Source organism: Aquirufa avitistagni (genome assembly GCF_042715545.1).
Classification (GTDB): domain Bacteria; phylum Bacteroidota; class Bacteroidia; order Cytophagales; family Spirosomataceae; genus Aquirufa; species Aquirufa avitistagni.
The window spans coordinates 811,680-824,210 of sequence record NZ_JBBKXZ010000001.1; the positions used below are offsets into that span (position 1 = coordinate 811,680).

8 protein-coding genes are annotated in these 12,531 nt (G+C 38.7%); 5 read left to right on the top strand and 3 right to left on the bottom strand.

Going from position 1 to position 12,531, the window contains the following annotated elements:
• Positions 1-87: 87 nt before the first annotated feature.
• The 3 genes from U0R10_RS03515 (at position 88) to trxA (ending at position 4,733) form a co-directional block, all read left to right on the top strand.
• The gene (locus tag U0R10_RS03515) at positions 88-771 is read left to right on the top strand and encodes a DUF2461 domain-containing protein (RefSeq protein ID WP_377982520.1); all 684 of its coding nucleotides are present in this window, start codon (positions 88-90) and stop codon (positions 769-771) included.
• A gap of 6 nt (positions 772-777) precedes the next feature.
• The gene (gene dnaE / locus U0R10_RS03520; protein ID WP_377982522.1) at positions 778-4,341 is read left to right on the top strand and encodes a DNA polymerase III subunit alpha; all 3,564 of its coding nucleotides are present in this window, start codon (positions 778-780) and stop codon (positions 4,339-4,341) included.
• A 68-nt stretch (positions 4,342-4,409) separates the two neighbouring features.
• Positions 4,410-4,733 carry a thioredoxin gene (trxA, locus tag U0R10_RS03525; RefSeq protein ID WP_377982524.1) on the top strand — a complete coding sequence of 108 codons (324 nt, stop codon included), beginning with the start codon at positions 4,410-4,412 and terminating at the stop codon, positions 4,731-4,733.
• Here the strand turns inward: trxA and U0R10_RS03530 are convergent, their stop codons facing one another.
• Positions 4,734-5,933 carry an aspartate aminotransferase family protein gene (locus U0R10_RS03530; protein ID WP_377982526.1) on the bottom strand — a complete coding sequence of 400 codons (1,200 nt, stop codon included), beginning with the start codon at positions 5,931-5,933 and terminating at the stop codon, positions 4,734-4,736.
• 78 nt (positions 5,934-6,011) lie between these two features.
• On the opposite strand from U0R10_RS03530, the gene U0R10_RS03535 reads away from it, so the two are divergent.
• A complete protein-coding gene (locus tag U0R10_RS03535; RefSeq protein ID WP_377982527.1) occupies positions 6,012-8,558 on the top strand; it encodes a DUF5686 and carboxypeptidase regulatory-like domain-containing protein in 2,547 nt (848 codons plus the stop codon).
• Between the two features lie 66 nt (positions 8,559-8,624).
• Positions 8,625-10,805: a sodium-translocating pyrophosphatase gene (locus U0R10_RS03540; protein WP_377982529.1), complete on the top strand. Its 2,181-nt coding sequence runs from the start codon at positions 8,625-8,627 to the stop codon at positions 10,803-10,805.
• Positions 10,806-10,923: 118 nt separating this feature from the next.
• Here the strand turns inward: U0R10_RS03540 and U0R10_RS03545 are convergent, their stop codons facing one another.
• Positions 10,924-11,490, bottom strand: coding sequence for a 50S ribosomal protein L25/general stress protein Ctc (locus tag U0R10_RS03545; protein WP_377982531.1), 567 nt, complete (start codon positions 11,488-11,490; stop codon positions 10,924-10,926).
• Positions 11,491-11,551: 61 nt separating this feature from the next.
• A complete protein-coding gene (locus tag U0R10_RS03550) occupies positions 11,552-12,493 on the bottom strand; it encodes a ribose-phosphate pyrophosphokinase (RefSeq protein ID WP_377982533.1) in 942 nt (313 codons plus the stop codon).
• Positions 12,494-12,531: the final 38 nt, after the last annotated feature.

The window sequence follows — 12,531 nt, forward strand, 5'->3', positions numbered from 1 at the left end:
TCACAAAAATCATTAAATTCAATCAATTCTCCCAATTTATTTTGGGAAAGAATCGCTAATTTCGTTTCTATTTTAGTGCAATGATTCATGTCTATCTCCCCTAGCCTTTTAGCTTTTTTATCGGAATTGAAACAGCATAATTCACGCGAGTGGTTTGCTGAGCATAAAGCTAGTTATGAATCAGAAAAGGCCTTATTTGATGGATTGATTGAACAATTGATTCAGGAATTTTCCGCCTTTGAAAATATGGATGGTGTATTGAAGAAACACTGTTCCTATAGCCTTTACCGCGACGTTCGTTTTTCCAAAAATAAAGATCCGTATAAAACTTGGTTTTCGGCGAGTTTCTCTGAAGGTGGTCGTAAGTCTGGTTACATGGATTATTATTTGCATATCGAGCCCGGTGGTAAATCATTTTTAGGTGGGGGAATGTATAATCCCACACCTGAACAGCTAGCTGCTTACCGCCAAGAAGTAGATTATAATGGAGCAACACTTCGAGGTATCGTTGAAGCAGCGTCATTTGTAGAGCTTTTTGGTCAAGCTGAAGGTGATTTATTAAAAAAAATCCCCAAAGGTTTTGATCCAGATCCAGCTGATGAGGTTTATTTACGACGTAAGCAATTGTTTTATTGGCATCATTTTTCAGACAAAGATATTGTCTCACCAGATTTCACCTCGAAGTTAATGTTGTCCGCCATGCAACTAAAACCATTTTTGGATTTCTTGAATGCCACATTTTTTGATAAAGAACCCTTTTTAAAAGCTTAATATTTTATGCAGTTTTCGCATTTACATAATCACTCTCAATTTTCTTTGCTCGATGGCGCATCAAAGATTTCTTCGATGTTTAAAAAAGCAAAGGAGGACAATATGCCAGCTGTTGCGATTACAGACCATGGAAATATGTTTGGGGTGTTTCAGTTTGTGGCGGAAGCTGGGAAACAAGGTGTTAAGCCAATTGTGGGTTGCGAATTTTATCTGGTAAAAGATCGTCATAAACAGGCATTTACGAAGATTGACAAGGATAAGCGCTACCATCAATTATTTCTAGCTAAGAATCCAGAAGGATATCAAAACCTAGTCAAATTATGTTCGCTTGGATTTATGGAAGGTATGTATTCCAAGTATCCTCGCATTGATAAGGAGCTCGTTTTAAAATATCATAAGGGTTTAATTGCGACAACTTGTTGTTTGGGCGCATCTGTTCCGCAGGCCATTTTACGTGATGGTGAAGAAGCAGCAGAAAAGGAATTTAAGTGGTGGCTGGATCTATTTGGCGAAGATTATTATATCGAAGTTCAAAATCATTATATACCTGAACAACAGACAGTTAACGAGGTTTTGTTAAAGTTTGCTAAGAAGTATAATGTCAAAGTTATCGCATCAAACGATTCCCATTATCTGGATCAAAAAGATTCCAATGCCCATGATATTCTTTTGTGTATCAATACGGGAGAAAAGCAAGCTACACCAACTTACAAAGACATTGAAGGTGATTTTGACATGAAGGGAAAGCGTTTTGCTTTTTACAATGATCAGTTTTATTTCAAGACAACGGAAGAAATGACCCAATTATGGTCGCATGTCCCTGAGGCCATTGATAACACCAATGAGATTGTTGGCAAAGTCGAAACGTTGAAGTTGACAAAGGATGTGATGTTGCCCAACTTCCAGATTCCGACCGAATTCCTTAATCAAGATGATTATTTGGAGCATCTAACTATGGAGGGTGCGAAAAAGAGGTATGTCGACATAGACCAGGTTGTTGAGGAGCGCATTCGGTTCGAGTTATATACAATTAAGACCATGGGTTTTGCCGGTTATTTCTTGATTGTTGCCGATTTTATTCAAGCTGGGCGTGATTTAGGGGTTTATGTGGGTCCTGGTCGTGGTTCGGCGGCAGGGTCAGTGGTAGCCTATTGTTTGGGAATTACCAATATTGATCCGATCAAGTATAATCTGCTTTTTGAGCGTTTTTTAAATCCTGATCGTAAGTCATTACCCGATATTGATACGGACTTTGATGATGAAGGCCGCCAAAAAGTAATTGATTATGTTGTAGATAAATACGGCAAAAATCAGGTGGCGCACATTGCGACCTATGGTACGATGGCAGCCAAGATGTCGATAAAAGATGTAGCTAGGGTGTTGGATCTGCCATTATCTGAGTCAAATGCGTTAGCTAAATTGGTTCCAGAAAAGCCCAAAATCACCTTAGAACGTATATTTAATGCGCCATTAAATGGGGATAAGAGTTTGGCCGATAAAGAGGGCTTGAATTCCGATGAGATTGAACAGGTTAAACAATTACGACAAATTAAAGAGGCAGGTGGATTACCTGCGGAAGTAATTGAAAATGCATTGGTACTGGAGGGTTCCGTTCGTGGAACGGGTATACATGCGGCTGGGATTATCATTGCTCCATCTGATTTGACAGATATTTTGCCTGTGGCATCATCTAAAGATGTTAGTTTATTGATTACGCAATATGATGGTTCAGTTATTGAAAATGCAGGCGTAATTAAAATGGACTTTTTGGGTTTAAAGACCTTATCCATTTTGAAAGAGGCGGTTCGATTGATTAAGCAGAATCATGGGGAAACGATTGTTTTGGATGATTTGCCTTTGGATGACCGATTGACTTATGAATTGTACCAACGAGCGGAAACAAATGGGACTTTCCAATTTGAATCGCCTGGTATGCAGAAACACTTAAGGGATTTAAAGCCCGATCAGTTTTCTGATTTAATTGCAATGAATGCCTTGTTCCGTCCAGGACCTATGGTTTATATTCCCAATTACATTGCGCGTAAACATGGCCGTGAAAAGATTGAATACGATGTTCCTGAAATGGAGGAGTATTTAAAGGACACGTATGGAATTACTGTTTATCAGGAGCAAGTAATGTTATTATCGCAGAAATTGGCCAATTTCTCCAAAGGTGATGCCGATGTGCTTCGTAAGGCCATGGGAAAAAAGGATAAGGCGACGATTGACAAAATGAAAGGTAAATTCATGGAAGGTGGTCAAGTGAATAATCACCCTTCTGATAAGTTGGAAAAGATTTGGACCGACTGGGAAGCATTTGCTCAATATGCCTTTAATAAATCCCATTCAACATGTTACGGTTTAGTAGCCTATCAAACGGGTTACCTAAAAGCTAATTATCCGTCTGAATATATGTCGGCGGTTCTTTCAAATTCATTAGGGAATATTGAAAAGATTACGTTTTTCATGGATGAGTGCAAACGCATGGGCTTGACTTTACTTGTTCCTGATGTGAATGAGTCATCGCGCTCATTTGCGGTAAATAAAAAAGGTCAAATACGTTTTGGTCTAGGCGCGATTAAGGGCGTTGGTGAGGCTGCGGTCGATGCGATTGTTGAAGAGCGCAATCTACGAGGCGAGTATAAAGATATTTTTGATTTTGTATCGCGGATTAATGTGCGTCAGGTTAATAAAAAGAGTTTAGAATCATTGGCGCTTGCAGGAGCATTTGATTGTTTCCCCGAAGTGCAGCGCGCGCATTATTTTGCCTTGGATAACGAGAATACGACGTTTATTGAAAAGATTGTTCGCTATGCTTCTCGTATGGCTGAATTAAAAGCGGAAGCTACGCAGTCGCTATTTGGTGAACTGGGAGCAGGAACTGGTAATGATATTGTTAAACCTAAGATTCCCGTATCTGAGCCTTGGTCTGTGATGGAGCAACTTCGAAATGAAAAAGAGGTTGTAGGTGTTTATATTTCCGGTCACCCGTTGGATGAGTATCGTGTGGAGATTCAAAATTTTACGAATTCAAATACGACTTTATTGGATTCGCGTCCGAATGCGGTACAATCTATCGCTGGAATTGTTTCTAAAGTAAACGTACGCACCTCTGCGAATGGAAACCAATTCATGATTTTCACCTTGGAAGATTATTCAGGTAATTATGAATTTGCATTGTTTGGTAAAGATTACATTGAATTTGAGCGATTTATAGGTCAAGACCGGATGTTGTATATTCAAGGGTCATACCAACAAAAAAATCGCTACATGGAGCAAATGGTATTTAAGATTCAATCCATCGAATTGCTTTCAGAGATTCTAGAAGAAAGAACGAAGGAATTGAAGCTTATCTTAGATTTACGCTATTTAAATCCTGCCTTAATGGATAATTTGCATGATGTACTCGAACGTAATAAAGGCACGAAAAAGTTAGTGGTGGAGGTTTTTGATGAAGCAGAGAAATTACAGATGGATTTCCTGTCTCGTAAGATGCAAATTCGGATCGGTAAGCCTTTGATTGCTGAATTGACTGACTTAGAAAATGTTACCTTCAAATTAATTTCATAAATTATTGAAAGGGAACTTAATCTTATACCTGAAATGTTTTAATTTTGAATTTTAAAATAATCTAGCAAATGGGAAAATATGTAGAGGCAACAGATGCCAACTTTAAAGAATTGATTGGAACATCAACACCCGTATTAGTTGATTTTTGGGCTGAGTGGTGTGGACCATGTAAAATGATTGGACCTGTTGTTGAAGAATTAGCAGGAGAAGTGGAGGGTCAAGCGATTGTAGCTAAAATGAATGTTGACGCTAATTCAGCCGTACCAGCTTCATTAGGCATACGTTCGATTCCTACGTTAATGGTATTCAAAAATGGTGAAATGGTTGAGCGTTTAGTAGGTGGAAATATTCCAAAGTCTGTTTTGTCAGAAACTTTATTAAAGCACGCTTAATTATCTTTTATAGACCTTGTCCATGGCTTGTAACAATATGTTGCAAGCCATTTTTATTTCATCTTCTGTGATAACCAGAGGTGGAGCAATTCGAAGGGCATTATCACAGAATAGGAACCAATCTGTGATGAGTCCATTTCCTATGCAGGTATCAATTACGGCCTTAACGGTATTAAAGTCCTTCATTTCGACGGCGATCATGAGTCCCACTCCCCTTACTTCTTGAATAATCGGATGAATTAATAGTTTCTTAAACAAGTCGGATTTTGCAGGAACACTGGCCAATAAATTCGCTTCTTTAATATATGTAATGTTGGCTAATGAAGCTGCGCAGGAAACGGGGTGACCTCCAAACGTGGTTATGTGTCCTAAGACGGGATTAAATGAAAATGTGCGCATCAGGTTTTCATTGGCTATAAATGCTCCAATTGGCATTCCTCCGCCCATTCCTTTGGCTGTTAAAAGAATATCAGGTTGAATGTCCATGGCCTGATATGCCCAAAAAGTGCCCGTACGCCCAAAACCCGTTTGGATTTCATCGATGATTAGCAAGCAACCTGTTTGGGTACATTTTGCACGTAACGCTTTAAAATAAGATTTTGTGGCTTGCTTCACTCCTGCTTCACCGGCTACGATTTCAATAACAATAGCTGCGGTTTTTGTCGTAATATGAGCTAAGTCATCCATATTTCCATGTCTGATATGTTTGATATCAGGCAAGAGTGGCCTAAAGCTATTTTTAAAATTTTCGTCCCCGGCTAAGGATAATGCACCTTGTGTGGCACCGTGGTAAGCATTTAAGCAAGATATAAATTCGGTTTTTCGGGTATATCGCTTGGCTAACTTCATTGCACCTTCGAGTGCCTCTGTCCCGGAATTCGTAAAATATACTTGATTTAGGTGTTGGGTTTCTGTTGAATGAACGAGAGCTTCGGCTAACAATACTTGAGGACTTTGAATATACTCCCCATACACCATCAGGTGCATGTATTTATCTACTTGATCTTTGATGGCTTGTACAACCGCGGGATTGCGATGTCCAACATTGGAAACAGCTATTCCTGAAATTAAATCAATGTATTTTTTGCCGAAACAATCTGTTAAATAGATATGTTCCGCGGATACAATTTCTAGCGCCAGTGGTGCATCCGAGGTTGGCGCTACGTATTTTTGAAAAAGTTGTCGGTGAGTAAGTCCCATTCTTCCAAATTTACAGCCTTTTATCAAATTATCAGTTTCTGGTATGGTGTTTTGCCTGATTTTCCTTTGTATTGCATCATGAAAAAACCGCTAATTACATTATTGCTTATTTTGTTTACATCTTCTTGGGTTCTAAGTCAAACATTATCAGGTGTAGTTAAGAACAAAAATGGAGAAATTTTACCTTTTGCTACGATTTGGGTTACCAACTTGAATAAAGGGACATTAGCGAATGAAGATGCTAAATATGCTATCCAATTACCCAAAGGTGAGCATGAAGTAGTTTTCAGGTTTCTTGGTCACACACCGAAACCACATAAAGTCACGATTTCAGGAAACGTGTCGCTTGATGTTGTTCTAACCGAAGAAGCAGTTACGCTTCAAGATGTCAATGTAGGTGGTTTGAAGGAGGATCCTGCGATTGGAATAATGCGCAGGATGATATCCATGGCCCCATTTCATTTAAAGGAAATTGATCGGTATTCGGCTAAAGGATATGTTAAAGGAGCGGGCAAAATCACCTCCATATCTAAAGTGATGAATGCGCTCGTGGGTAAACAGTTGGAAAAAGAGGCTGGAATTAAAGTGGGATCGACCTATGTATTAGAGGGAATAAATCAGATTACTTATACGCGGCCCAATAAATTAGATGAAAAAGTACTTTCAAATCGAAATAATCTACCTGCTGTAATAAAGAATTCGGGAGCTCCCAATTTACGAATTACGCAAACGAATTTTTATTTGCCGAAGGTTTGGGGCTCATTGATCTCCCCGATTTCACCATCTGCGTTTTCTTTTTACAATTTCGCCTATTTGGGTAGTTTTCAGTTAAATGGACAAACGGTTTCGAAGGTTCAAGTGAAACCTAAGTCAAGATCGAATGATTTGTTTGAAGGTACACTTTCAATTGTAGAAGATACTTGGAGTATCTATTCCTTCAGTTTAGCATTTCGAAATTCACAGGGTTATTACACGTTTCAACAACAAAATGCCTTGTTTAAAGGAGTTTGGATGCCTGTTAATTATGACGTGAATATAAATTTTGATGCGATGGGATTCGGGGCGAATTTCCGGTATATCACGCAGGTTAAAGAGTATTCTATTAAAGTTAATCCTGCTTTTGTTGTCAAGCCAACGATTATTGAGGAACGCTTGCATAAGGACTGGGCAAAAGAAATAAATAAAGAAAAAATATCAGCTCCTAAATTGGCTTTAGGAAAAGAGCTGACGCGTAAAAAGCTAAAGAAAGTACTGAAAGAAATAGATAAGGAAGAGAAGAAAGAAGTGAAGAGTGAAGAGTTTAGTTCTGATTATACCATCACAGTTGATTCGTCGGCCTCTATAAAAAAAGAGGAATATTGGGAAGCAGAACGTCAGGTTCCTTTAACAGAAGCTGAGGTAAAAGGATACAAAGAAGCTGATAGTTTATCTGTACAAGACGAGAAAAAACGTTTAAAGGATTCGGTTAACTCATTGCCTCGTTTCCGATTTGGAGATATTGTGAATGCTAGAACCTACACGTATGGTCAGCAAGGATTAGGAGCTCGTTTGACATTGAGTGGGATTCAGTCAGGATATAATGCGGTTGATGGATACCATCTAGGTCGTGGGTTAGATTATCGGTTTACCAATAAATTATCTGATTACTGGGAAACTGGATTTGATATTCGTTATGCTTTTTCTAGAAAAGCGTTGAATGGATCTGTACGTTTCGTACGTAATTGGGATGAGAATCGACAACGGTTTAGTCTTTCTGGCGGTTCCACCATGGAGCAAATCAATTCGGCAGAGCCCATTTCCGCCAATATTAATCGATACTATGCCTTATTCTTATCACAAAATTATTTGAGGCTATATCAAAAGGATTTTATTAAAGGTTCTTATGCATTACAATTGAATGCTAAATGGAGAGTAAGTACGGATTTGGAATTAAGGTCTCGAACTAGTTTAGTAAATGCGGAGGAGCATGGTTTATTCTTTAAGGAACGCCGTTTTGCATCTAATGGATTACCTTTTGTGACAAGTAAGCAGGCTTATGCGTATGTATTTGTACGTTATCAACCATTTGCTACGTGGAGACGTTATAATGGTTCTCGGAGATTATCGAACGAAGTAGGACCTACCATTTCGGGTGGTTACGAACAGGCTTTAGGGGATAATCCATTTTCAAAAGTATCCTTTCAAGTTTCTCAGTCGATATCTTTAGCTAATTGGGGAGAATTTAACTACCGCCTTACTGCTGCTCATTTTATTCAGAAGCCATCCTTGATTTTAGATTACCAACATTTTAAAGGAAATGAGATTAATATTTCCAATGGTGAGAATAGCTTTTTAGCCCTGCCCTATTATGCGCTTTCAAATCCTGGAGGTCATTTCAAGGCCTTTTTATCATGGGAGCCTAGAAAATTTATCTTTACTCAAAATGCCTTTCTATCACTATATGGCCTGAAAGAAAAAGTAGGTTACTCTTACCTTCAGACTTCTTTGAATGCTCAAACCATTCATTACCAAGAGCTTACTTATGGGCTTTCTGGTATTGGAAGAATTTTTGGTATTGATTTAGTCTACCCGATGGGGAATGTCGTTCCTGAAAAATGGAAAGTTCTAGTCAGATTGCCATTCTAATTGTTTATTTGCACCTTTTTACCTAAATTGTGCTAAATTTTTTTGATATAATCTAAATTAAACTTTATGAATCAAATTGTTTACTTAGTTCCTGCTTTTGGTTTGGTGGGATTGCTTTACACAGCATGGAAATTTAGTTGGGTATCCAAGCAAGATGCCGGGAATGAAAAAATGCAGGAGTTATCCGGTTACATAGCTGATGGAGCCATTGCATTTTTAAAAGCAGAATGGAAAATCTTAGCTTATTTTGCTATTCCGACTGCTTTATTACTCGCTTGGTTAGGAACTCAAACAGGTACAGTTGAAAATCCAATTCACTCTTCCCCTTTAATTGCCGTTGCATTTTTAATTGGTGCAATTTTCTCTGCAACTGCAGGATACATCGGTATGATTGTTGCCACAAAGGCAAATGTTAGAACGGCAGAAGCTGCTCGTACATCATTAGCTAAAGCATTAAATGTTTCTTTTACCGGTGGTTCTGTCATGGGTATGGGTGTGGCTGGTTTAGCTATTTTAGGTTTAGGTGGTTTATTCATCGCTTTCTATCAAATTTTTGCACAAGGTCAAGCATTAACATCTGTGGAAATGAAAACGGCTATCGAAGTATTAGCTGGTTTCTCATTAGGTGCTGAGTCAATTGCCTTGTTTGCACGTGTGGGTGGTGGTATTTATACGAAAGCAGCTGATGTGGGTGCTGATTTAGTAGGTAAAGTAGAAGCAGGTATCCCTGAGGATGATGTACGTAATCCTGCAACTATTGCTGATAACGTTGGTGATAACGTAGGTGATGTGGCTGGTATGGGTGCCGATTTATTTGGTTCGTATGTAGCGACAATTTTGGCTACGATGGTATTAGGGCAAGAAATTGAGGTTTCTGACAACTATGGTGGCTTCTCTCCTGTTTTATTACCTATGTTAATTGCTGGTGTGGGTTTACTAGCTTCTTTAGTATCTACCTTTTTTGTACGTATCTCTAAGGAAACGGATTCAGTTCAAAATGCTTTGAACTTAGGAAATTATACTTCTATCGCTATCACGTTTGTTACTTCATACTTCTTGGTTACAAACATCTTACCTGAGAGCTTAACACTACGTGGAACTACATTCTCTTCGATGGATGTATTTTATGCAATTATCGTAGGCTTGATCGTAGGTACATTGATGTCAATCATTACGGAGTACTACACAGCAATGGGTAAGCGTCCAGTTGATTCAATTGTTCAGAAATCTGGAACAGGACATGCAACGAATATTATTGGTGGATTAGCTGTAGGTATGGAGTCTACGGTATTGCCTATTTTGGTTTTAGCAGCTGGTATTATTGCTTCTTATCACTTTGCTGGAATTTATGGTGTATCTATTGCTGCAGCAGGTATGATGGCAACAACAGCTATGCAATTAGCGATTGACGCGTTTGGTCCAATTGCGGATAATGCAGGTGGTATTGCTGAGATGTCTCAATTGCCTTCTGAAGTACGTGAGCGTACTGATAATTTGGATGCAGTAGGAAATACAACAGCTGCTACTGGTAAAGGTTTTGCGATTGCATCGGCTGCCTTAACATCGTTAGCTCTATTTGCTGCTTTCGTAGGTATCTCAGGAATTACGCAGATTGACATTTATAAGGCTGATGTATTAGCTGGTTTATTTGTGGGTGGTATGATTCCATTTATTTTCTCTGCATTATGTATTTCTGCGGTTGGTAAAGCGGCGATGGAAATGGTGAATGAAGTACGTCGTCAGTTCCGCGAAATTCCAGGTATCATGGAATATAAAGCGAAGCCTGAATATGAAAAATGTGTAGCTATTTCTACTGAAGCTTCCATTCGTCAGATGATTTTACCAGGAGCTATTGCATTAACAGTTCCAGTACTTGTTGGCTTCACCATGGGACCAGAAGTATTAGGCGGTTTATTAGCTGGTGTTACGGTATCAGGTGTATTGATGGGTATTTTCCAATCAAACGCTGGTGGTGCTTGGGATAACGCTAAGAAATCATTTGAGAAAGGCGTGTTAATTGATGGCCAAACATTCAAGAAAGGTTCTGAACCGCACAAAGCAGCCGTTACGGGTGACACAGTAGGTGATCCATTCAAAGATACATCAGGTCCATCGATGAACATCTTAATTAAATTGATGTCTATTGTTTCTTTAGTGATTGCCCCTTACATCCACGTAGGGAAGTCGGCAGGTCATGCATCACACTTGGAGAAAGCTCCAATTGTGAAGGTGATGGCTAAACGCTAAGAACTGAAATAATTCTATTTAAAGGCCTCAAGCAATTGAGGCCTTTTTATTTATAGCACATAAAAAAGCCTGACAAATTTGTCAGGCTTTTTTGATCTATCGTTCTTTCCTAAAAAGATTAAGCAGTTAATTTACCTCTTAATGCTCTTGGGATATCGATTGTCGCTACTGGGTTGGACATTGGATTTAAAATCTCACAACCTTCAACTACTAACTTGTTTACTTTAACAGTTTGACCTAAGTCTAAACCTGAAATATCAGCTGTAACAAAATCAGGAATGTTAGCTACTAAACCACGTAAAGAAACTTTACGTAATTTTTGCACCATTTTACCCCCTTTAATTACACCTGGAGAGTTACCTACGATTTTGATAGGTACTTCAATTTTAATTGGCTTCTTAGAATCGATTTCTAAAAAGTCAACGTGTAAGATCATCTCGTTTACTGGGTGGAACTGCGCATCTTGCAAAATAGCACGGTGAATATCACCTTCGATGTTTAATTCTACTTCGTATACATCTGCTGAATATAATAATTCGCGGAAAAGGATCATCGGTACAGCGAAGTGTACTTGCTCTTTACCACCGTAAAGAACACATGGAGCTAATGCTTCTAAACGTAAATCTTTAGAACCTTTCGTTCCTAATGTAGATCTCTTGTATCCTACAATTTCTAACTTTTTCATTTTGTTTTTGTTAGTGTTTCCAGTCTTTCGCACATGGGCTATCCCCTGAAAACGGTTAAAATTAATATTTAATAAATAATGAACTGATAGATTCGTGATCACGGATACGACCAATAGCTTTAGCAAATAGTTCAGCTACCGATAATACCTTTATTTTGTCGCACGTATTTTTTTGTGGAATCGTGTCTGTTACCAATAATTCAGTCAAAACTGAATTAGCGATATTTTCATACGCTTTTCCTGATAATACGGGGTGTGTAACCACCGCGCGAACTGAGTTTGCCCCCTTATCCATGATTAACTGAGCGGCTTTACATAAAGTACCTCCGGTGTCAATTAAATCGTCAACAAGAACGACATCTGCGCCTTTTACATCACCAATTAATTGCATCGATGCAATTTCATTAGCACGTTTTCGGTGCTTATCGCAAATAACCATTTCCGCATTAAAGAATTTGGCCATGTTGCGGGTACGTACCACTCCTCCTACGTCTGGAGAAGCAAAAATGATATTTTCTAAATTCAATGATTTCAAATAAGGAACAAAGATGGCATTGCCTTCTAAGTGGTCTACAGGGAAATCCATGAATCCTTGAATTTGACCAGCATGTAAGTCAATCGTCATTAAACGATCAGCACCCGCGGCAGTCAATAAATTTCCAATCAATTTAGCCCCAATCCCTACACGTGGACGATCTTTACGATCTTGACGTGAATACCCGAAATAAGGAATAACAGCCGTTACATAATGTGCTGATGCTCTTCTAGCTGCATCAATCATCAATAATAACTCCATTAAATTATCCGCCGTTGGAAATGTAGACTGAATAATAAATACATCACACCCACGCACAGACTCATCAAAACTCGGTGACATTTCACCGTCTGAGAATTTTAAAGTCGTTACTGCTCCTAAATCTTTACCATAATATTTGGCAATATCCTTTGCCAAATAATTCGACGCTGATCCAGAAAATATTTTAACTGCGTTAATCGCTGCCATGTGTGTGTTAAAAAAGGGCTTAATTATAAAAATTAAGG

What these genes read in the sequence shown, in the direction of transcription:
- U0R10_RS03515 (WP_377982520.1), top strand. Translation starts at nt 88, where the DNA reads ATGTCTATCTCCCCTAGCCTTTTAGCTTTTTTATCGGAATTGAAACAG.
- dnaE (WP_377982522.1), top strand. Translation starts at nt 778, where the DNA reads ATGCAGTTTTCGCATTTACATAATCACTCTCAATTTTCTTTGCTCGAT.
- trxA (WP_377982524.1), top strand. Translation starts at nt 4,410, where the DNA reads ATGGGAAAATATGTAGAGGCAACAGATGCCAACTTTAAAGAATTGATT.
- U0R10_RS03530 (WP_377982526.1), bottom strand. Translation starts at nt 5,933, where the DNA reads ATGGGACTTACTCACCGACAACTTTTTCAAAAATACGTAGCGCCAACC.
- U0R10_RS03535 (WP_377982527.1), top strand. Translation starts at nt 6,012, where the DNA reads ATGAAAAAACCGCTAATTACATTATTGCTTATTTTGTTTACATCTTCT.
- U0R10_RS03540 (WP_377982529.1), top strand. Translation starts at nt 8,625, where the DNA reads ATGAATCAAATTGTTTACTTAGTTCCTGCTTTTGGTTTGGTGGGATTG.
- U0R10_RS03545 (WP_377982531.1), bottom strand. Translation starts at nt 11,490, where the DNA reads ATGAAAAAGTTAGAAATTGTAGGATACAAGAGATCTACATTAGGAACG.
- U0R10_RS03550 (WP_377982533.1), bottom strand. Translation starts at nt 12,493, where the DNA reads ATGGCAGCGATTAACGCAGTTAAAATATTTTCTGGATCAGCGTCGAAT.